We start from the raw sequence: 22,423 nt of genomic DNA, 5'->3' as shown, positions 1-22,423 counted from the left end.
TTAATAAAAATAAAATCATTATTAAAAATGTAGAATTGAAGTATTGTAAAAAACTAAAGTGAAGAATGAATAAAAATCTTATAGGTTTATGCTGTTTTTTATTTATAGAGTTTATCTATTGTCAACAAGAACCATATCGAAATCAGCAAATACTAGACACAAATAATATCACAATTAGAATTAATAATATCGGCTCCACACAAAGTAACGATGGATATGGCGGGGCTTTTTGGAAAATATTAAGTGGAGGTTCGTACGTAATGTATGACCAGGGAATTTGGGTAATTGGAAAGATAGACAATTTTCCTCACTTGTCATTATCAAGATGGATTAACTATTATTCACCAGGTCCAATTCTCGAAAATAACTCTGCAATGATTTCGAGACCGGAAGACTCACTAAAATATCGTGTCTATAAAATATCAAAGGGGGATACCAATTTTTCTAATCCAGATGTAAATGAATGGCCTATCGAATGGGGCGCTCCTGCAGATAGCCTAAATAATCCATTGGTTTATAATGATCAACTCCTTTATACGGTATATAACGCTTATGACTCAAGTTTGTATAGACGAAAACAATGGAACACTGATTTAGACACTCTTCCAATTATGCCCTTAGAAATTCATCAATTAGTTTATGCATGGGGTAGATATTCTTCAGAGAATATTCTTTCGAATGTGATTTTTTTAGAATATGAAATTATTAATAAAGGGACACAAAATATTGATTCGACATTCATTGGTTTCTGGACTGACATTGATTTTTATGATGCTGGTTCTAATCCACCAGCGGTTGATGTTGCAAACCAATTAGGCTATTGTTGGTCTGGTACTAATTCACATCCTTGGTTTAATTCTCCCCCTCCAGCAGTTGGCTATACTCTTTTATATGGTCCAATAACTCAATCGTATGGTGACTCGGCAATTTTTAAAGGCAATAAAATAATTAATTATAAGAATCTGTCCCTTTCATCTTATTATCCACAGGATTCTTACCTCTCGCATCTTTCAAATTATTATACTAACTTAATGGAAACGTGGAATATCGCTAGAGGCTTTGACGATATTGGAGAAAAAATAATTAATCCAATTACTGGCGAAGAAACTAAATTCCCTTTTGATGGCGACCCCGTTACAAATATTGGGTGGGTTTACCCAGAATCAAATACAAACGGAGAAGCCGGTTTTGTTTTTTTCTCCGGACCTTTTACATTAGCTCCCAATGATACTCAATGGGTGATGCTTGCACTCGTTCCTGGTCTTGGGACGAACCGATTTGAAAGCATCAGAGCAATGCAGAATAATGCAAAGATACTTCACTCCCTGACTTATGATCAGCTTGTTGAAAAATCAAGTATAGTAATTTATGAGCCACCTGTTTTGCCGGAGCATTATTTCTTAAGTCAGAACTATCCCAATCCATTTAACCCCAAAACAAAAATTGATTTTGAAATTCCAGTCAAAGGAAATGTTGAAATGCAAGTATTCAACTTACTTGGAGAAAAAATTGCAACTTTAGTAAATGATGAAAAAGAACCGGGCAGTTACACAATAGAGTTTGATGGAAATAAATTTGCAAGCGGAATTTATTTTTATAGAATGGAATCATTGAATTTTTCAAATACAAAGAAATTAATTTTACTGAAATAATCAATCGTGTAATCTTTTTTAAACTTATTAACTCATTCATAAATCATTGCACTGAAAAAAGTCTTAACTTTGCATAAAAAGTTCATTTAATTTTTTATTAAATCTATGCAAAGTAATTTTCAAGGTGATATGTCCGCCGAAGAATTCCGCAAGTATGGCTATCAATTAGTTGATTGGATAGCGGAGTATCTATCTAACATTGAAAAATATCCGGTTCAATCCCGGATTAAACCAAACGAAATTTATCAGCGTATTCCGTTTTCGCCTCCACCTCTGGGAGAAGGATTCGAAAAAATTATTAGTGATATTGATAAAGTCCTGATGGATGGAATAACTCATTGGAATCATCCGGGGTTTATGGCTTACTTTAATTCCACTTCAAGCGGGCCTGGCATTCTCGCTGAGCTTCTTAGTGCTTCATTAAATGTTAACGGAATGCTCTGGATAACTTCACCCGCCTTTACAGAACTTGAAAAAGCAATGATGAATTGGTTCAGACAAATGATCGGGCTGCCGGAAAATTATTGGGGAATAATTTATGACACTGCTTCCACAAGTTCTATGCATGCGATTGCCTCCGCTCGTGAACAGATTGGTTTTCAATTTCGCGAAAAAGGTATGGCAGGTAGAAATGATATTCCCCGACTAAAACTTTATGCTTCAGAACATGCTCATTCATCAATTGATAAGGGGGCATTAACTCTCGGAATTGGTTTAGAAGGAATCAGAAAAATTCCGGTTGATGATCAATTTAGAATGATTCCTAAAAAGCTTGAAGAAGCAATTAAAGAAGATTTGTCAAATGGCTGGAAACCGTTTTGTGTCGTTGCCACTGTTGGAACAACATCTACCACAAGCGTTGATCCCGTCGAAGAGATAGCTGAGATTGCTGAAAAATATAATTTATGGTTGCACATTGATTCTGCTTACGCAGGCGTTTCTGCAATGATTCCCGAAATGAAATGGATTTCGAAAGGGTGGGAGAAAGCCGATTCGATTGTAATCAATCCGCACAAGTGGTTGTTTACACCATCAGACCTTAGTGTTTATTTTACACGCAAACCAGAAATGCTTAAGCGTGCTTTCAGTTTGTCAGCAGAATATTTAAGGACCAATCAGGATAATGAAGTTGAAAATTTGATGGATTATGGAATTCAACTTGGTAGAAGATTTCGCTCGTTAAAACTGTGGTTCATAATTAGGTATTTCGGAGTGGATGGTTTAGCATCACGAATTAAAAACCACATTGAATTAGCAAAAGAGTTCGCTCGCTGGATAGATGATAACCCTACCTTTGAAAGAATGGCGCCCGTACATTTCTCAACGGTGTGTTTTAGATTCAATCCCGCGTATCTAAGTGATGATGAATTGAATGAGCTTAACAGCAAACTTTTGGATAAAATTAATTCTTCGGGAAAGTTCTTTTTATCCCATACAAAACTTAACAGTAAGTTTGTCATCAGATTAACAATCGGCAGCATCAGGCAGGAAAGAAGTCACGTGGAGGCAGCCTGGGAGCTAATCAAAACTACTGCAGAAGAAATATTAAGACAATAACGCAAGTAACACTGATTAGGCAGATTAACACAGATTAAAAAATATGGATAAAATATTTGAATTTTCCCTTTTAGCTTTTACAACTTTGTTTACAATGATAAACCCGATTGGTGTGATACCGGTTTATACTTCGCTGACTGAAAAAATGAATTCCAAACAAGCGCGCATTATAGCATTGAAAGCTACCACTACTGCATTAATTGTTTTACTATTTTTTGCTTTCGGCGGCAAGTTCATTTTTGATCTTTTTAATATTTCGATTAATGGATTGAGAATTGTCGGCGGTATTTTATTTTTTATGAGCGGCTTTGATATGCTGCGCGGCAAATTAGCAAAGATAAAATCTGATGGTGAAGAATCACTCGAAGCGGCAAAGGATTTTGCAATTACACCACTCGGAATTCCTATTATCACCGGTCCGGGCGCAATCACAGTTTCGATTGTGTATATGAACGATGCGCGAATGATCAGTCAGAAAACTGCTTTTGTCATTGTGATTTTTTTAGTAATAGGATTAACCCATTTAATATTATTGAGTGCGAGGAAAATTATCTCATTCATCGGGGAGAACGGCAATAAATTATTTACCCGTTTAATGGGTTTGATCGTAATGGTAATTGCCGTCGAGTTATTCTTTGGCGGATTGAAACCGATTGTCCAGGATATTTTAGGAAATTGATAACTTAGATTATTCTTCCAAATCTTTTACCTCACCCCTTGCTATTTTTTCCATTGCATCAGCAAAGATTTCCATTTCAGAAACAAGTGTGTAAACGTTTGGAGTAACTCGAATTCCTTTAAACTCATCATGAACTATGGCGACTGTAAAAATTTTGTGTTTATCTAAAAGATGATTTACGACTTTCACCGGATCAGTACCTTCAAAATGTACATTCACAATTCCGCAATATTGATTTGGATCATCAATATTTACAAGGAATTTTACATTCTCGTATTTTCTTAAACGATTAATCCAGATGCTGTGAAGATAACGAAACCGTTCTGCTTTTCTTTCAATGCCGATGGTTTCGTTAAAAGCTAATGCTTCAGCGATGGCATTATGATTGGCTGCGGGGTGAGTTCCAATCTCTTCAAATTTTCTAATGTCGTTTTCTTGCTTTTCATCTGAAGCAAACAGCGACCAGATATTTTTTATCAACTCTTTTCTGACATAAAGAAATCCGGTTCCGATTGGGGCATAAGTCCATTTGTGCAGACTTGTACCGAAGAAATCACAGTCTAAATCACTTTGCTTGTATGGAAAATGATTGAAAGAATGCGCCCCATCGCAAATTAATAAAACGCCGTGCTTGTGGGCAATCGCACTGATTTCTTTAACAGGAATAATTTGTCCAGTTAAAAAGATTGTATGGCTTACGTGAATAACTTTTGTTCGGGGAGTAATTTCTTTTTCAATTTTAGTTAGAAGTTCATCAAAACTATTTGTGGGAATTTTATATGAGACTTTTTTAATTACAATATTTTCGCGCCGCACTCTTTGCTGCCAGGTTGTAAGCATTCGAGGGTAATCCTGAGTTGTTGTAATTACTTCATCTCCGGCATTCATTGGAATTCCGAGCTGAACATTTTCGAGTGATTCACTTGCATTCCGGGTAATAGCAACCTCCTCCTTATCAACGTTAAAAGTCTTAGCAAGTTTTTCACGAACTAACTCAATATTTGGTTCGAGGTGACGCCACATAAAATAAGACGGACCTTTGTTTGAATAATCAATGTATTGCTTCAAAGCATTACTAACCGAAGCAGGTGAAGGCGATACTCCTCCATTATTTAGGTTTATAATTGATCTATCAATTTCAAAAGCAGATTGAATGCGTCCCCAGAAATCCTCATCTGATGCTGTAAGGGAAGGGGAGATCTGAGGTGGCATATTGAGAACAGCGTCATTTGCTCTTGCGAGTGCATCGAATTTTAGCAGCATTAGCGCACCTGTTCCGGCAATAGCAAATTGGTTAATAAATTTGCGGCGTGTTGGCATTGTTGACCTTTTAGATTAATGTAAAATTATTTTTTAGCAGTTGCCATAATTTCAATTAGAACATCGCGGGGTAATTTTTTTACTTCGATAACTGAACGGGCGGGAAAGTTTTCAACAAAAAAATTTTCGTAAACATTATTCATGGTCGGGTACAAACTCAAGTCAGAAAGGTAAACCTGGCACTGCACGATATTTTCTTTTGTGTAACCTGCAGCTAAAAGTATCGCTTCAATATTTTTCAACACTTGTAAAGTTTGTACACCGATACCACCTTCAACAAGTTTATCGGTGGAAGCATCAAGTGGAATTTGTCCCGAAATAAAAAGCATATCGCCAACTTCGACAGCTTGTGAATATGGTCCAACCGGCTTTGGCGCTTCGATTGTGGATATAATTTTCTTTTCGTTTTGGGCTGAAAGTTGAGGAGAGAAAAAATAAAAGAAAGCAATGAGATAGAGTAAAATTAAAGCTGGGTGGTTTTGTTTTATTATCATTTTGTTTCTCCGAATAAATTTTACTTAATAAAATCTTAACTCTATATTAAAAGTAAATCAAATAGTTATTCATTTCAAAAAGTAATTCTGAACTAAAAACAATTTTATTTAACTAATTCTGCAAATATTCTATAACAAACATAATTTGAATCTTGTAAGAAAAACAAACATCTTACGAAATAAAAAAAAGGAAAATATGTCAACAAAAAAAGCATTTGTTCAGCAGGTAAAAGGAATTACTTTCGTTGGTAAAACCGATTCTAATCATTGGGTTACGATGGATGGACCGGAGGATTTTGGAGGAAGCAACGCAGGCATTCGACCGAAGGAATTAATATTACTTTCACTTGGTGGTTGTTCAGGAAGTGATGTTGCAAGCATACTTCAGAAAAAGAAAGTTCAGCTTGATAAATTCGAAATGAATATTTCAGCAGAAATGGCTGATGAACATCCGCAGGTTTACACAAAAATTCATATTGAATATGTTTTTTATGGAAAAAATATTTCGGAAAAAGATGTTGAACGAGCTATTGATTTATCGCAGACAAAATATTGCAGCGTTTCGGCAATGTTGCGTAAGGCTTTAGAGCTAACTCATTCGTTTAAAATAATTGAGTCAAATTAAGCAAGGGAAGGGTTTGCCCTTCCCACTTTTTTAGTAATCTTTCTGCTTCCTCAAATAAAAATCAATTCTTCTGAAATAATCCAATCGTATTACCATCAATATCATAAATCAAAGCGTACCAGCCCATTGCGGGGATAACTGTTTTTCCGCGTTTGATACTTCCACCCGCCTTCTCAGCTTTGGCTAAGATTGATTCAATGTTCTCAACATTAATATGAAATACGGTTGAATCACCTTTAAAAACTTTTTCGACACTGCGTATGCCAACCATTATTCCTTTGTGATTATTGAAAAGCAAATACCCTTTTCCAAATGGTTTAAAATCCCAACCAAATACTTTGTTGTAAAATTCTTTTGATTTATCAAGATCGGTTGAAGGAATTTCCAAATGTGCGATGAGAGAACTGTGCATAATCGTCCCTTTGTTTTTATTATGAACTATGTTTCTATAATTAAAATTAATTTTATTAGTTAGAATTAACAAGCGATTGAAAATAAAAATCTATTAAAAAAAAATTGGTTTGGTGCTGAATGCAAATTATACAGTTATAAATGTGTCACGAACAGACAAAATTCAGCGGAAAAAAAATATCAAAATTTATTTTATCTTTTGTTTGTAAAGTCAAGCCTTGTTAAGTTTTGATTGATCTTTATCCGGCGTATTAATTTTAACAATAGAAAGATATTCTATGAGTAAATTCGTTTCGGAAAAATATTCCTCACATCTTAATTTCATCTTTCGTGAAATCAATTCCAATCAACAACTAAATCATCAATTAACAAACTATAACTAATCCGGAGGCCATATGACGCAAAGAGTTCTTTACATATTGTTTATTTCATTAACACTAATTTTTTGGAGCTGCGGAAAAAGCGGCGAAGAAAAAGTAGCAGATAAAGAGGGGAATTCAAACGAGCAAGTTGACGAAAACAGTCCCGAAGCCTACGCTGAAAAGATGAAACAAATGGGCGAGAATTTGACGGAAGGAAAAAAAGTTGAGCCTGTGGATTTCAGAGAACTAAAAGCATTGTACCCTGAAAGTATAAATGGAATGAAACGTACGAATTCATCGGGAGAAAAGACTGCGGCTTTCAATATGAATATATCACACGCTGAAGCTGATTATAGTTCTGAAGATGGATCAAAAAGTTTTGACATAAATATAACCGATATGGGCAATATGAGCGGACTAACGCAAATGGCAGCCTACGGTTGGGCGATGGGAGAATTTGACCGCGAAACTGATTCCGGCTACGAAAAGACAACAAATTTTTCAGGCTACAAAGCTTACGAAGAGTACAACAACGAAGGTAAGTATGGCAAACTGCAGGTGCTTGTTTCCTCTCGTTTTATTGTTGAAGCAAGCGGCAATAATATTACGATGGAAGAGTTGAAAAGCGCTCTCGGTCAAATAGGTTTAAGCAAACTTGAGTCGTGGAAAAACTTTGGAATTCAATAATTAATTATTTACAATTTATTTTAGGAGAATGATATGAGCTTAGTTGAACGCGCTAAAAATATTTTAATGACACCAAAAACAGAGTGGGAAGTTATTAAAAATGAAGCAGCTTCAGTTGGTGAATTATTCACAAAGTACGCAATGATCTTTGCGCTAATTCCTGTAGTTGCTACTTTCATTGGTCAATCTTTAATCGGGGTTAACTTGGGATTTTTGGGTTCATATAAAATACCGGTTACAAACGGATTGATTTATGCTGTGGTATATTATATCCTTTCGTTAGTAGGTATCTATGTAGTAGCATTTATTATAGATGCCCTTGCTCCTTCTTTTGGTTCAACAAAAAATATGATCGCTTCACTGAAGGTAGCAGTTTATTCATATACGGCAGCCTGGATAGCAGGTATTTTTAGCATTATTCCTGTACTTGGTATTCTTGGTATCCTCGGTTTGTATTCACTTTATCTAATGTATCTTGGATTGAAAATTGTTAAAGACACGCCGCAGGATAAACTTGCCGGTTACTTAATCGTAGTTATTATAATTGCTGTTGTGGTTTATTTTGTTATTGGAATGATTGTAGCGGCAGTAGCTTTGCCAAGCGTGGGATTAGATGGGTTAAAAAATTTCAATCTCGGAAATTAGCTTCATTACTTTTTGAATACTTGGAATATTAGTGAATTGTTAATTAGAATAGGCTGAATTGTAAATCTCATTCAGCCTATTTTCTAATAATAAAAGTCGTCCATGGAAGTATCAGTTAATCATTGCTTAATAATCGAACAGTGATAAAATTTTCAACAGCAGTAAAAATGCAGAAAACCTTTATGTGAACAATTCCTGGATCTTATTAATTTCGTTAGCAGCTCCAATTTTCTGGTAGTACTCAAATGCTTGACTAAAAGCCTGCTTACTTTGTTTATTCTTTTTAGTTAGTTTATAGAGGATACCAAGTTCAGTTTGCGTTTCTGCTTCGTTAAGTTTGTTATCCAATTCTTTATTTATTCTTAACGAAGTTAGGAGGAAATTTTCGGCAGTGTCGAAGTTTCTATTTTCTCTTTGAATAATGCCTCTAACTTTATAAACCTCAGCAATTGAAAGTCTGTCGTTTATTTTATAAGAGATTTCCATCGCTTTATTCAAGTAGGCTTCACTAAGTCTAAAATCTCTCATCAAAGTAAAAACATAAGCTTTACTTAAATAAGTAATTCCGATTGTCTGAGCAAAACTCCCTTTAATGGCTATCTCCAAGGCATGATCAAATTCAACCAATGCTGAATTGTAATCAGCTTGTTTAATAAAAACCATTCCCATATTATGTCTTATTTCAGCTATTCTACCCGGCTCAGAAATCTTCTGGAAATTTACCAAAGCTCGTTTTAAATAAGATAAAGCAGAGTGATAATTTCCCTGAATATTATTAATTATGCCGAGATTGATTTCAATTTTTCCAGTCAATGAAATATCAACGCTCTCATCCAGGTACGCAATGCCACTTTCAAAATGTGCAACTGCCTTTTTCAGGTTACCCATATCGCCGTAGATAGTTCCTAAAAGATTTTCTGAGTTTGCACAACCCTTAGAATCGTTTAACTCTTTGAAAAGCGAATAGGCTTTCTTTATGCTGGCAAAGCTTTCTTCCCACTGTGCCTGACGGCTATAAATTTCCCCAAGGAAGAGATATGCATTGGCAGCAATATTTTTTAGAAGTGAGTCGTTTTTTGTTTGCTTGATAATCTTTTTGTTAAGATCAATAGCAGTCGCAAACTCGCCTGCGGAACCGGTGGTGTGGCTGAGAAAAAGTAAAAGTTCAAGAAATTTTATTTTGGGAAGTTTATCGGCAGAAAATGTAATTAGCAAGTCAATTTGTGTAATCAGATTAAAATCTGTCGGAAGCTCAAAATTTAATTGCACTTTTCCTTCAGAAACTGATTCCGATGATTGCCTGGATTTTTTTGGAGAGGGGCTTAAAAAACTTTTTTTAAACTCATTAATATCACGGGATGAGAAAAAATCCTTTAATATTTCTTCTAATACTTCAGCACTCTTAATTTTTATATTCACTTTGCAATATTTTCGGTGTTCAATGTATTTTAATGCACATCTTTCTATCCTAAATGACGATTAAGTTACTCAACACTTGTGCCATTAAAATCGATTGATAAATTCCCTGTTTTGCATCAGAAAAATTATTGGAGTGTAATAATTACTTTAGGTTGTATGAATTATTTACTGTAAGATTATAAAATTTATGTCTTTTATTGAATCAGTCATTAAAACTCATGTCTTATCTTCTTTGAGTCACAAAAATTTTCAATTTATTATATCAGAACTCTTTCGAAAGAGCCGAGCCTTAGAGAATTTATTAAAAGAATTGGCTGGTTAAAATAAATTAGTCTTAAAGAAAAAGTTGACAATTAGAAATTTATGCGCTGGATTACCTGAGCAATATAAATATTTTTTCCGCTCAATAAATACCTACCTATAGCAAAACTTCGGTTACATGTTAATCGAAAGGAACATTCAGAGGAGATAAAAAGCCGGCACTAAGTCGGCTTTTTTATTCGTAAAATTTATCTTACAATTTTAGAAACTTGTTTGAACTCATCAGTGCCGCAAACATTCAACAATTCAAAAAGTATTGATTCGGCAGTTGTGATTTCAACACCATGTTTGCTCATTCTATTCAAAGCGGTGGAGTAATCAATTTCTCGTCGAGATGAAACAGCATCGGCGGCAACATTAACCTGAAAATTATTTGCCAATAAATCCAAAACGGTTTGCTGAACACAAACGTGAGTTTCAATTCCGCAAACAACGATTTGTGTAACGTTATTATCAGTCAATCTCTGAAAAAATTTATCAGCTCCAAAGCAGCTAAAACTCATTTTTTGAATTGGATTAATTCCAACTAATTCTTCAGCTAATGCACTGGCAGTTGGTCCCAATCCTTTTGGATATTGTTCGGTAAGAAAAATTGGAAGACTTAAAACTTTGAAGCCCTTAATCAACTTCAAAGTGTTCTCGATTACTCCAACAGGATTGGACATCACTTTCAGAATTTTTTCCTGAATATCAATTATCACAAGTGCAGTGGATTCTGGTCTAAGTATCAATTCATTTCTTTTGAGTATCATATTCACCTCGCTGTTTATTATTTTTAATAAATAGGATCCATTCCATATTTACCGCAAGAATACATCATCAGGATAGAAGTCAGGTCAATTAGAGCTTTTTTCTGGTCTTCAGTATGAATAACAAGATCGTAAATTTCTGCCACGAACTGCATATACTTTAGAATTTTATCAAGCTCGTGATAAGTCGGTGTTCCATGCCAGTTCGCTACTGACCTAACGAGTAATTTTTCATGCCGCCGCAGAAATTCAATAAACGAAATAATATTTTTTGAAAGCGAAGTGCGCGGTCTGCAGATAGTTATTAAATCATTGAAGTATGTATCCCACTTTGTTGCAAGTTCAATATTACTATCTCGCATAACATAGCGTGCATTTTCTAAAGTAAATCTTGCGCGGGTAGTTATCTTAAATTTCGGAATCAACGCATACCCGTCATAGCTGATATTTTCCGTTTCATCATCAACATATTTCCATCTTTTTAGCAATTGATATCCCGTGTAAATAACAATTACCTTTTCAAGTCCGCTGTCAACTACAATAAATTTTCCCTGCTGTTCGGTGATTACCGTGAACCAATGTTCCCAGTTGTCAACACTCAAAATACAAGGATAGCCTTGCCGCAAATGTCCCGTTAATGCCTTTAGTGCTTCGTCGGGAGTTTCGCGGCGGAAGTATTTCATTTTGCAGTCAAAACTTTTTGCAGCTTTTGCAAGCCCTATTTCATCAGTACCATACCACCAATTGCTTCCCGCTTTCATACCAATTTTTTTTTCATTCTCGAAACGACCAAGCATTACAAGTGCGTACTTTAATGCGAAGGGTCCGCATTGATATTTATATGGCTGGGGATAAAAACTCATATTTTTTTATAAGAAAGTTAAATAATGTTATTGAATAATTCATCGCTCTAACTTTGGGCACTAGCGTTTTTTCGGTTATTTTTGAGCTATGAAAGAAAAAATAAAAATAGCTGTAGCCTTTAATGAAGCTCACCCCGAATTATACTTCAAAAAAGAACAGAAAAACAGTGCGGAATTGTCGTTCATACCGTTCTTCGAAGTTGACAAGACTACCCCGATAGAAGAATTTGAATACATAGCCAGAAAAATAAACTCTCCTAAGTTCCTGGCATTTACATTTAATCTGAAAGATAATCTTGATTCTCTGATCAAAATGATCAATCAGGAAAAGCCCGACGTTATTTTTAATTTTATTGAATTGTTTAACGATAACCCGCGTCTGGAAATGAATATCGTCGGATTATTCGAGCTATTAGATATTCCATACACCGGGGCTTCTCCAATGGCTTTATCAACCTGCCAAAGTAAAATTCTGGTAAAGCAGTTATTAAAGTCCTATGGAATTCTTACACCGCCCTTTGTCGTATTCAATTCAACCGCTAAGAATTTTAATCACGGTTTAAAATATCCTTTGATTGTAAAACCTGCCTATGAAGATGCGAGTGTAGGAATTGAAAACGCCTCCATAGTTACAAATAAAATTAAATTGAAGCAGCGGGTTGAATACGTGCTGGACTATTTCAAACAGCCCGCACTTGTTGAAGAATTTATTGAAGGAAGAGAACTCAATATTTCCGTAATGGGTGATAAAAATCCTTTTGTCCTGCCGATCAGTGAAATAGATTTTGCTTCCATGCCTGGAAACCTGCACAACATAGTCAGTTATCAGGCAAAGTGGGATCCATTTCACGAAGCATATCACAAAACCATTCCTATCTGTCCGGCAAAACTAAATAAACGAATAGAGCAGTTTGCAAGCCAGACAGCATTGAAAGCATTTAACGTAATGGGTGTAAGAGATTATGCGCGGGTTGATATAAGACTATCAAAAGATAATCAGCTTTTCGTTCTCGAAGTAAATCCAAATCCCGATTTAACAGAGGGTGCGGGATTTATGCGCTCTGCACACGCTGCAGGATTAAGTTATTCCCGGGCTCTAAAGAGAATTGTTATGCTTGCTTATGAAAGAGGGAAGAGAGCAAAGTAAGAGCCTCATCCCCAAATCCCTTCTCCAAAAGAGAAGGGACTTAAGAAATAAAATTATGCTTTTACTTTTGCAAGCGCAGGAACTTTGTGTTTTATCAATTCATAAACTCCAAACATTACACCAACAAAGAATAATTCGCCAAGCAAAGAATTTTGGAAAAATGGAACTGCTGCAATGTAGCTTTCCATTAAGCCTGCTGCAGTTTTAGGATATAATGTTCCAAGTGCCCAAACACCAAAGTTTGTGATTGCAAAGAAACTTACTGAAGCTGTTAATGATGCAAAGATTAAATTTTTTACACTTACTTTTTTTAGCATCACAATTCCAAGCACTACAATCAAAGCAAAGCTGAGATACGTTAGCCAGGCTGAAGAGTAAAAACCAATTATTGCATCAGTTAAAAACATTGCAGCAAGTGGGATTGCAAATGCAAGTGTTTTTTTATTAAAGTACGCACCGCCAAATAAAGCCATTGCAGCTATTGGTGCAAAGTTTGGCGGGTGAGGAAGTAGTCGCACAAATGCAGCAACAAATACCATTAATGTAAGCACCCAAAAACTTGGGCTTATTTTTTTAATTTGTTCAGTCATCGTTTTTCCTTTCAATAAAAATCTATAAAAGATATTTCTTGTAATAATTAGTTCAAAGATAAAGTTTATTAACGCCAAATGTCAAAGGTTAAATGTCAAAGTTTTGTCATTAAAGCGAAAGCTTAATTCCGCCGTAAAATGATAAACCCGCTGTTCCATATCCAAATACTTCTTCGTAATCAGTGTCTAAAAGATTTTCAATCCGAATATTTAATCGCAAAAAGTTAAATAAATTATAATGCGCTGCAAAATTTGCGAGCAAATAATTTTTCATTTCTACTCTTGTGAAGTTTGAAAAATCAAAATCCTCTCTCGAGCCAACCCAAATTAGTTCAGCATTTAAATTCGCTTTTTCTATGAATGAATAATCAATTAACAATCCAATTTTATTTTCGGGGCGCCTCAAAAGTTTTTTACAGTAGTCTGGAGTGTTTTCACTTTTGTCCACTGCTTTTGTGAATGTATAATTAGCTTTCAAAGTTAGATAATCAAATAAAATTACTTTGGTGAAAACCTCAACCCCATTAGTTTCTACCTTATTAATATTTATGGTTTGGAAGGTCACATTATCAAAACCAAACATATCAGAAAATTTATTGTCAAAATAAGTGACTCCGATTGAAAAGTTTTCTTTCGATAAAAACTGTTCTGCACCGACGTCCCAACCGAAACTTTTTTCAGGCTTCAAATTCTCATTGCCGTAAGTTGGATCATAAAGATTGAACAAAGAGGGAGCTTTAAATCCTGTTCCAACTGTTGCTTTAATTTTGGTTGAAGTTCCAGTGATCAGAAAGGCAGGGGCGAATCTATAAGTAATTTGTGACCCAAACTGATTATGATGATCATAACGAATTCCTGCCGAGGCGAAAAACATATTCCCTAAATTTAATTGATCCTGAATGTAACCGCTGATTGTTTTTGAATTTCTTAATGGAAATATACTTGCATAATCCGGCAGTCCGACATAATTCAAGAAAAAATATTCGGAAGACATTTCTTCATATTCAAAATCAACTCCACTTGTAAAGAGATTGGATTCATTAAGCTGAAAATCATTCTGCCAATCAAGGTTATATTTTCTTCCATCATATAAACTGTGAGAATAGAAAATGTTTGACGCAGAAGTGTCATAGGAATATTTTCTAAGGTTTCTAAAAAAAGATAACCCAATTTTTTGATTCAATCTACCATCGAATAATTTTATTTTACCTTCACCTCGCAATGATAGTTCTTCCTGATTAAAAACATAAGTCGGATCGTCACCAAAAACTCCGCCAAACTGATCGTAATCAGATTTCGACTTTGTAAATCTTGTATAAAAATTTACTTGAGTATTTTCATTAATGTTATAACCAATAATTGAAGATAAATTATTAAAAGTGTAACCATCCTTTTCAGTGTTGCCATATTTTTCTGAAGCATTTGAAAATCCATCGCTGCCGGTTCTGCTTAATGCAACTGAGTAAGTTAATTCTTGTAAAGATCCATTAACACCTAATTGTGCTTTATACGAATTGTATGATCCACCTTCGGTTAATAAAGAAAACCTGGGTGAACCGTTTCCCTTTTTTGTGATGATATTTATTACACCTGCCAGTGCATCTGATCCATAAAGAGTTGATTGTGGTCCGCGCAGAACTTCTATTCTATCAATATTATCAATTGGTAATGCAGAAAAATCATAAACTCCGCCTGGATCATTTATTAGATTGACTTCAACTCCGTCAATTAAAACCAAAGTGTGAGAAGAGTTTGCACCACGGATATAAATATTAGACAAAGTGCCGTTGCCGCCTTGCCTTGTAAAACTAATTCCGGTTTCATTTCTCAAAACATCAAAAACATTATTTGAGTTACTATTTGAAATTTGTTCTGAATCGATAACTGAAATTGAATTTGCAAGTTCAACCGAGTTAGACAAAGTTTTTGTTGCGGAGATGACCACTTCGTTCATTCTATAAAAACCAGAAGTATCTGTTTTTTGAATGATAGAATTTTGTGTAAAAGCGATTTGAGAAAATACTAAGAGAGCGAAAAGGGCAAAAAGAAATTTTGTATTGTGCATTGAAGTTACTCCTTATAAAAGGTTAAAAGTAACTTCGCGTAATTAAGTTGAGATGAAACGAATGGAGATTTTGAAAGACCATCGTAAATCTTACCTTTTGCGCGAAGGTTGATTATATATTGATTTGCGGCAGGTCTCCTGGCTTAACAATGCAGAATTTAGAATTAAGAATGTAGAATTAAGATCATTCTAAATTCTACATTTTACATTCTACATTGATTCACAGTTGCGCGACAGCGACGGAATTTTCCTTTTATGGAATCACCGCACTTCCCTATAATTTCCATTACCCCGATTAAAGCGGGATTGGAACACCGTAAATTTTGTTCAAAGAACTTGTGCTAAAATACTTTTATAATTTTAAGATTCAAATAAAGTTGAAAAAATTTTTGACTAAAACTTTTCACCTTCATAAATTTTTTCTAAGTTGTATTCAAGTTTTATCGTAATTATCAGAATATGCATTCTTTCAGAAATTTTATTAGAAAAATTTTCGCTTCACTACCTGATTCATTCCCCAACGAACTACATCTTTTTCATATCACTTTGAACAAAAATTATTTTTCATTTAAAAGGAGCTTTTAATGAGCTGGCTACTAAATTTTTCTAACTCCTCTATCGGCAAAAAATTTACGATGGCTGTTACCGGGAGTTTCTTAATCATTTTTCTAATCATTCATCTTATTGGAAACATAACGTTGTTCTTCGGTGCTGAAACTTTTAATGGTTATGTTGGTACTTTAGATGTTATCAAACCACTTATCAGAATTATTGAAATAGTTATGCTAACAGCTTTTGTGCTGCACATATTTAATGGTGTGCGGCTTTGGTATGAAAATAAAAAAGCACGACCAACCCGTTATAAAATAAACGGTTCATCCGAAAACAGCACCATATTTTCAAGATGGGCATTTATTACGGGATCAGTCGTTTTTATTTTTCTCGTACTTCACCTTGGAACATTTTTCTGGAGATTCAATGTTTACGATCCATCTGGTTTAGCAGATACTGAGCAGTATTTTCAAGTTGTAGTTGGATTTTTTAGCTACTGGTGGTACTCACTGCTTTATGTTGTTGCAGTGCTGCTTTTAGGTTTTCATCTTAATCACGGATTCCAAAGTGCGTTTCAAACTTTTGGATGGAACCATAATAAATACACTCCACTTATAAAAAAACTTGGAACACTTTACGCAATTATTATGGCATTAGGTTTTGCTTCGATGCCGATTTACTTTTTCTTTTTTTACGGAGGTAACCAATGACAAAATTAGATTCTAAAATTCCCGAAGGAAATCTTTCCGAAAAATGGACTAACCATAAATTCAATATGAAACTGGTTAATCCATCCAACAAAAGAAAATTTGATATTATTGTTGTTGGCACCGGTTTGGCTGGCGCATCTGCTGCAGCAACTCTTGGCGAGCTTGGTTACAATGTTAAGGCGTTTACTTTTCACGATAGCGCAAGAAGAGCACACAGCATTGCTGCACAAGGCGGAATCAATGCTGCCAAAGCTTATCAGAATGATGGTGATTCTACTTTTAGATTATTTTATGATACAATTAAAGGCGGCGACTTCCGTGCGCGCGAAGCAAATGTTTATCGTCTTGCGGAAGTAAGCTCAAACATAATTGATCAATGTGTTGCACAAGGCGTTCCGTTTGCAAGAGAATACGGCGGACTTTTGGATAATCGTTCTTTCGGTGGTGCACAAGTTTCAAGAACTTTTTATGCTCGCGGTCAGACGGGACAGCAGCTTTTACTTGGTGCAGTAAGTTCACTCAACAGACAAATTGATAAAGGTTCAGTAAAACTTTTTACTCGCAGAGAAATGCTCGATGTAGTTGTCGTTGATGGATTAGCAAGAGGAATTGTTGTAAGAAATTTACTTACCGGTGAAATTGAAAAACATTCTGCACACGCTGTTGTTCTTGCAACCGGCGGATATGCAAATGTATTTTTCCTTTCAACCAACGCAATGAACTGTAACGCAACAGCAATTTGGCGCGCTCACAAGCGTGGTGCATTTTTTGCAAATCCTTGTTACACTCAAATTCATCCTACTTGCATTCCACTTCACGGTGATGTTCAATCAAAATTAACATTGATGAGTGAATCACTTCGTAACGATGGCAGAATTTGGGTATCGAAGAAAAAAGGTGATATGCGAAATCCAAATGATATTCCTGAAGCTGAAAGAGATTATTATCTTGAAAGAAAATATCCATCCTACGGAAATCTTGCACCGAGAGATATTTCATCACGAGCAGCAAAAGAAGTTTGTGATGAAGGCAGAGGTGCAAAAGGCGGCAATGCAGTTTATCTTGATTTTAGTGAATCCATAAATCGTCTTGGACAAAAGGTAATTGAAGAGCGTTACGGAAATCTTTTTGATATGTATCAAAACATCAACGGAGAAAATCCATACAAATCCCCTATGATGATTTATCCCGCTCCGCATTATGTAATGGGCGGCTTGTGGGTTGATTATAATTTGATGAGTTCTGTTCCCGGCTTATTTGTACTTGGCGAAGCAAACTTTTCAGATCACGGTGCAAATCGTTTGGGTGCCTCTGCGCTTATGCAAGGTTTGGCTGATGGTTACTTTGTTATTCCATACACAATGGGCGATTATCTTGCAACAACAAAACCTGCAGCAATAAAAACTGATCATCCCGAATTTGAAAAAGTTGCGAATAGTGTTAAAGATTTTACAAACAAACTAATGTCTGTAAAAGGAAAGCGAACTGTTGATGATATCCATAAACAGCTTGGCAGAATAATGTGGAATAAAGTTGGAATGGCTCGTCACGAAAAAGGTTTGAAAGAAGCAATTGCAGAAATAAGAGAATTGAAAGCAGAATTCTGGAAGAACGTTACAATTCCCGGAAGCGGCAGCGATGTAAATCAAACACTTGAACGTGCCGGCAGACTTGCAGATTATTTTGAACTTGGCGAACTGATTGCGACCGATGCGTTAGACAGAAATGAAAGCTGCGGCGCACATTTCCGTGTTGAGCATCAATTTGAAGACGGCGAAGCAAAACGTGATGATGCAAATTATTCTTACGTTGCGGCGTGGGAATTTGCCGGAGAGAATAAATGGAATCTCCACAAAGAAGAATTGAAATTTGAATATCTGAAACTTGCTGTAAGGAGTTACAAATAATTGAAAGTTGCCGAAGCAGATATAATTGAAAAAAAATCTTTCACTCAGATTGTTGAACTAATAAAACAATCTAAGCAAAGAGCATTTGCTTCTGTTAATAGAGAGCTTATTGATCTTTACTGGAATGTTGGAAAATACATTTCTAACAAAACTGAATCCGATGGTTGGGGAAAAGGAACTGTTGAAGAGCTTTCTAAATATATTCAAACTGAGATAAATGGAGTTCGTGGTTTTTCACAGCAAAATCTATGGAGAATGAAACAATTTTATGAGGTTTATTCAGCATTTCCAAAACTCTCACCACTGGTGAGAGAATTAGGTTGGACTAATAATCTCCATATTTTTACAAAAACGAAGACAATTGAGGAAAAAGAGTTTTATCTAAAACTATCAATAAAAGAGAAGTATTCGAAACGTGAACTTGAGAGACAGATTAGCTGTGCTGTTTATGAAAGGTTTTTGTTATCCCAGCAAAAACTCTCATCAGTGGTGAGAGAATTGAAAGAAGGCTCAAATCAAAAACTGTCAACAGTGTTGACAGAATTAGAAAAAACTCGCTCACAGCAAGTAAATGAGGTTTTTAAAGATAAATACATCTTTGAATTTCTTGATCTACCGAAGGATTTTAATGAGAAAGATTTAAAAAAATCTCTTGTGAAAAATCTTAAAGAGTTCATCCTTGAATTAGGAAAAGGTTTTACTTTTGTTGGCGAAGAATATCGTTTGCAGGTTGGCAGTAAAGATTTTTTTGTTGATTTGCTTTTTTTTCATCGAGGTTTGCGATGTCTTGTTGCTATAGATTTGAAAATTGATGACTTTAGTCCAGAGTATCTTGGCAAAATGAATTTTTACCTTGAAGCACTTGATAAAAAACAAAAGTTGGAACACGAAAACCTAAGTGTTGGATTAATTTTATGCAAAACCAAAGATGATGAAGTTGTTAACTATGCAATCAATAGAAATCTTTCGCCAACAAAAATTACGGAGTACGAAACCCAGTTGATTGATAGAAATATTCTAAAGCAAAAATTGCACGAGCTTGGAGAATATTTTTTGTATTCTGAAACAAATAAATCTGATAACTAAAAAGTTTGATAATAAATTGGAGTTACAAATAATGGAACAGAAAAAATTAAATCTTACACTTAACATCTGGAGACAGAAAAACGCAAACAGTGTAGGAAGTTTTGCTGAATATAAAGTTCAGATTTCTCCCGATGCCTCTTTCCTCGAAATGTTGGATGAAATAAATAACTCGCTCGAAGCAAAGGGTGAAGAAGCAATACATTTTGAAAGCGACTGCCGCGAAGGTATTTGCGGAACTTGCGGTTTGGTAATTAATGGTCAGCCGCACGGACCGCTGCCCAAGATAGCTACTTGCCAGCTTCACATGCGTAACTTTAAAGACGGCGAAACAATTTGGGTTGAACCATTCCGTGCAAAAGCATTTCCTGTAATTAAAGATCTAATGGTTGATCGTTCGGGATTTGATAAAATTTTATATGCCGGCGGATATGTTTCATTTAATACCGGCGGTGCACCCGATGGAAATGCAATCCCAATTTCCAAAGAAGTTTCAAGTCTTGCAATGGATGCTGCTGCTTGTATCGGATGCGGCGCTTGCGTTGCAGCTTGTAAGAATGCAAGTGCAATGCTGTTCGTTTCTGCAAAAGTTTCGCAATATGCTTTTCTGCCGCAAGGGCAGCCGGAGCGTTACCGTAGAGTTGAGAGAATGGTAAAAGTTATGGACGAACTCGGGTTCGGAAGCTGCACCAATACGTATGCTTGCGAAGCCGAATGCCCAAAAGGGATTTCGGTTACTAATATTGCAAGAATGAACAGAGATTTTATAATGGCAAAAGTCAAGTCGAAGGAAGTTGAGGTTTAGAAAACTTCAACACATTAAATATTGAGCTTTTATAATTTCCCGATTAACTTTGCCATAGTATGGCTTAGCCTTAATCGGGATTTTTTATATTTTAGATATGATTTATAAAGAATAAATGTAATGTTCAATAAAGAAATAAAATTCATCTCGGATTTATCGCTCAATAATATCAAAAACCTTGGTACATTTTTTACCATCGAAAAATTATTGAACGCCAATCTACATCCTGCAATTACAACCTACATTTCCTCCGAGATTGATTACCTTATTTTTCAGGACAGACAAAAATTATTAAAAGATTCTGTGTTTGACTATTCAGGGAAAGAAATTTCGAAATGCTTCAATTCAATTTCTGATGAAATAAAATTTTCCAAGCGAATTGCGTTCGAAGATGTTAAAAGGCTCATCATTCAGGCAGTTTCGTTTAATGCCAATTATATCGTGAGACCTCGATGGTCGTTAACAAAACTTATTTTTGAAGATGGTTCAACCAAGTCATTTGAAGAAATAAACCTGATCTTAAATTACGTTTACTACTCATCTTTTCTAAAGAAAATTATTCTTGAATATCTGACACGACGAAAATTAGCTAATCTTTCTGTGGCTGAATTTGAACTTATCATCAGCAAAATAGACAGGGAATTATTTAATACACAGCCGGAAAAACTTGTTGAGAATGCACTTTATACTATGGCAGATTTCTTCAATATTGGCGCATTGTCAAAAACCAAAGTTAATCTGGGATATGTCGAATTATTTCTTAAGGAAAAAAACCAAATAGAATATTTATTACGTTTGAATCATGCAACTGCGAAAGACGCGCGGATAAATTTAGAAATCGTTGAACTTAAAAAAATTCTTTTTTCAGATATTTCATTACCATACGAAACTGAAGTTAAACAACAAAACATTGACCTTGAAGTTAAAGAATCAAACAATACTGAATTACCAAATGTTGAACAAACTCAAGAAACTATCGAAGATGATTTTGAAGCCGAGCAGACTTATGACACCGACTCCGAAAAAAATCCCACTTGATGAAATAAAAATTCCCGAAGAAACAAAAGAAGAAATTATTCAGCCAAATGAACTGCCAAATATCACAAAGGAATATATTTCTGATTCGGATGAGTTAGACGATCTATTAAAGGACATACCTGCCTGTGATAGCGATGAAGATAAAACACTTCTTGCCCCTGAAAAAGAAAAAGCTTTGCTCGATTTTTTTGATAATGAACTTGAAACAAACGATCATAATTTACCAGCTATTGAAAATCCAAAAGTTGCTGAAGAACAATTTCTGTTCGATGATGGAACAGCTTTAGAAAATGATTCTATTATTTCTAACTCTGAAGAAATTCTGAGTCTTGAAGAAATTAAAAGTGATGAAACAGAGAGTGAAATCACTTCAAATCAAACAGCGACAGAAGATATTTTACCCGCTCATGAAATCAAATCTGTTGGCACAGAGGAAGTAACTGAGACAAATAAGAATGAAGCAAAAATTTATGAACAAGAAATACTCGAACCTCCACCTCCCCCTAAGAAAGATTTAGCTTCCTTTCTTTCCGATAAAGAGTCAAAACGAATAGTGAGCGACATATTTAATGAAGATCGAGATGATTTTATTACGACAATAGAAAAAATTCAAGAGTGCAATAGTTATGATGAAGCAACTGAAATATTAAAAACAGTCTTTCTTTCCTCAAGAATAAATCCATTTTCACGTGAAGCAGTAGTGTTGACAAATGCTGTTTCAAATTATTTTAATAACAACTAA

General features: G+C 35.1%; 21 protein-coding genes and 1 riboswitch. Of the genes, 13 read left to right on the top strand and 8 right to left on the bottom strand.

All coding sequences use genetic code 11. The features are described 5' to 3' along the window. Positions 1-65 precede the first annotated feature (65 nt). The 3 genes from IPH11_04515 (at position 66) to IPH11_04505 (ending at position 3,888) form a co-directional block, all read left to right on the top strand. Positions 66-1,652: a T9SS type A sorting domain-containing protein gene (locus IPH11_04515; GenBank protein MBK6912951.1), complete on the top strand. Its 1,587-nt coding sequence runs from the start codon at positions 66-68 to the stop codon at positions 1,650-1,652. A gap of 105 nt (positions 1,653-1,757) precedes the next feature. Next, positions 1,758-3,209 (top strand): amino acid decarboxylase, encoded by a 1,452-nt coding sequence (locus IPH11_04510; GenBank protein MBK6912950.1) that lies wholly within the window; start codon positions 1,758-1,760, stop codon positions 3,207-3,209. Between the two features lie 43 nt (positions 3,210-3,252). Then, positions 3,253-3,888 carry an NAAT family transporter gene (locus IPH11_04505; GenBank protein MBK6912949.1) on the top strand — a complete coding sequence of 212 codons (636 nt, stop codon included), beginning with the start codon at positions 3,253-3,255 and terminating at the stop codon, positions 3,886-3,888. Positions 3,889-3,897: 9 nt separating this feature from the next. Here IPH11_04505 and IPH11_04500 read toward each other — a convergent pair whose 3' ends face one another. Next, positions 3,898-5,208: an aminotransferase class V-fold PLP-dependent enzyme gene (locus IPH11_04500; protein ID MBK6912948.1), complete on the bottom strand. Its 1,311-nt coding sequence runs from the start codon at positions 5,206-5,208 to the stop codon at positions 3,898-3,900. Between the two features lie 26 nt (positions 5,209-5,234). Further along, positions 5,235-5,702 carry a hypothetical protein gene (locus IPH11_04495; protein ID MBK6912947.1) on the bottom strand — a complete coding sequence of 156 codons (468 nt, stop codon included), beginning with the start codon at positions 5,700-5,702 and terminating at the stop codon, positions 5,235-5,237. A 196-nt stretch (positions 5,703-5,898) separates the two neighbouring features. Here IPH11_04495 and IPH11_04490 point away from each other — a divergent pair, with 196 nt between their 5' ends. After that, positions 5,899-6,327, top strand: a complete 429-nt coding sequence (locus IPH11_04490; protein MBK6912946.1) for an OsmC family protein — start codon at positions 5,899-5,901, stop codon at positions 6,325-6,327. 61 nt (positions 6,328-6,388) lie between these two features. Here IPH11_04490 and IPH11_04485 read toward each other — a convergent pair whose 3' ends face one another. After that, positions 6,389-6,739, bottom strand: coding sequence for a VOC family protein (locus tag IPH11_04485; GenBank protein MBK6912945.1), 351 nt, complete (start codon positions 6,737-6,739; stop codon positions 6,389-6,391). 394 nt (positions 6,740-7,133) lie between these two features. On the opposite strand from IPH11_04485, the gene IPH11_04480 reads away from it, so the two are divergent. Together IPH11_04480 and IPH11_04475 are read left to right on the top strand one after the other, a co-directional pair. Continuing rightward, complete coding sequence (locus tag IPH11_04480; protein ID MBK6912944.1) at positions 7,134-7,787, top strand: hypothetical protein; 654 nt, start codon at positions 7,134-7,136, stop codon at positions 7,785-7,787. 33 nt (positions 7,788-7,820) lie between these two features. Further along, a complete protein-coding gene (locus IPH11_04475) occupies positions 7,821-8,432 on the top strand; it encodes a YIP1 family protein (GenBank protein MBK6912943.1) in 612 nt (203 codons plus the stop codon). Positions 8,433-8,612: 180 nt separating this feature from the next. On the opposite strand, the gene IPH11_04470 is transcribed toward IPH11_04475, so the two are convergent. From IPH11_04470 to IPH11_04460, 3 genes are all read right to left on the bottom strand, one after another. Beyond that, positions 8,613-9,851: a tetratricopeptide repeat protein gene (locus IPH11_04470; protein MBK6912942.1), complete on the bottom strand. Its 1,239-nt coding sequence runs from the start codon at positions 9,849-9,851 to the stop codon at positions 8,613-8,615. A gap of 509 nt (positions 9,852-10,360) precedes the next feature. Further along, positions 10,361-10,924 (bottom strand): hydrolase, encoded by a 564-nt coding sequence (locus IPH11_04465; GenBank protein MBK6912941.1) that lies wholly within the window; start codon positions 10,922-10,924, stop codon positions 10,361-10,363. Between the two features lie 23 nt (positions 10,925-10,947). After that, positions 10,948-11,784 carry a hypothetical protein gene (locus tag IPH11_04460; protein MBK6912940.1) on the bottom strand — a complete coding sequence of 279 codons (837 nt, stop codon included), beginning with the start codon at positions 11,782-11,784 and terminating at the stop codon, positions 10,948-10,950. 100 nt (positions 11,785-11,884) lie between these two features. Between IPH11_04460 and IPH11_04455 the strand changes: the two genes are divergently transcribed. Continuing rightward, entirely contained in the window at positions 11,885-12,931 is a 1,047-nt protein-coding gene (locus tag IPH11_04455; protein ID MBK6912939.1) for an ATP-grasp domain-containing protein, read from the top strand. Between the two features lie 53 nt (positions 12,932-12,984). Here the strand turns inward: IPH11_04455 and IPH11_04450 are convergent, their stop codons facing one another. Together IPH11_04450 and IPH11_04445 are read right to left on the bottom strand one after the other, a co-directional pair. Further along, positions 12,985-13,509, bottom strand: a complete 525-nt coding sequence (locus IPH11_04450; GenBank protein ID MBK6912938.1) for a hypothetical protein — start codon at positions 13,507-13,509, stop codon at positions 12,985-12,987. A gap of 121 nt (positions 13,510-13,630) precedes the next feature. After that, a complete protein-coding gene (locus tag IPH11_04445; protein ID MBK6912937.1) occupies positions 13,631-15,586 on the bottom strand; it encodes a TonB-dependent receptor in 1,956 nt (651 codons plus the stop codon). Between the two features lie 110 nt (positions 15,587-15,696). Further along, positions 15,697-15,920, bottom strand: a riboswitch (cobalamin riboswitch). Positions 15,921-16,170: 250 nt separating this feature from the next. Between IPH11_04445 and IPH11_04440 the strand changes: the two genes are divergently transcribed. From IPH11_04440 to IPH11_04415, 6 genes are all read left to right on the top strand, one after another. Continuing rightward, positions 16,171-16,848, top strand: coding sequence for a succinate dehydrogenase cytochrome b subunit (locus IPH11_04440; protein MBK6912936.1), 678 nt, complete (start codon positions 16,171-16,173; stop codon positions 16,846-16,848). Then, the gene (locus IPH11_04435) at positions 16,845-18,755 is read left to right on the top strand and encodes a fumarate reductase/succinate dehydrogenase flavoprotein subunit (protein ID MBK6912935.1); all 1,911 of its coding nucleotides are present in this window, start codon (positions 16,845-16,847) and stop codon (positions 18,753-18,755) included. The genes IPH11_04440 and IPH11_04435 overlap by 4 nt, the downstream gene beginning before the upstream one ends. 21 nt (positions 18,756-18,776) lie before the next feature. Beyond that, positions 18,777-19,841, top strand: coding sequence for a DUF1016 family protein (locus IPH11_04430; GenBank protein ID MBK6912934.1), 1,065 nt, complete (start codon positions 18,777-18,779; stop codon positions 19,839-19,841). Between the two features lie 31 nt (positions 19,842-19,872). Further along, positions 19,873-20,643, top strand: coding sequence for a succinate dehydrogenase/fumarate reductase iron-sulfur subunit (locus IPH11_04425; GenBank protein ID MBK6912933.1), 771 nt, complete (start codon positions 19,873-19,875; stop codon positions 20,641-20,643). Between the two features lie 120 nt (positions 20,644-20,763). Continuing rightward, positions 20,764-21,681: a hypothetical protein gene (locus tag IPH11_04420; protein MBK6912932.1), complete on the top strand. Its 918-nt coding sequence runs from the start codon at positions 20,764-20,766 to the stop codon at positions 21,679-21,681. After that, positions 21,650-22,423: a hypothetical protein gene (locus tag IPH11_04415; GenBank protein ID MBK6912931.1), complete on the top strand. Its 774-nt coding sequence runs from the start codon at positions 21,650-21,652 to the stop codon at positions 22,421-22,423. The genes IPH11_04420 and IPH11_04415 overlap by 32 nt, the downstream gene beginning before the upstream one ends.

The sequence above is a fragment of the Ignavibacteriales bacterium genome, assembly GCA_016709155.1.
Lineage (GTDB): Bacteria > Bacteroidota > Ignavibacteria > Ignavibacteriales > Ignavibacteriaceae > JADJEI01.
Note: the sequence above shows the minus strand (reverse complement) of the source record. Positions and strands in the feature narration are given on the sequence as shown.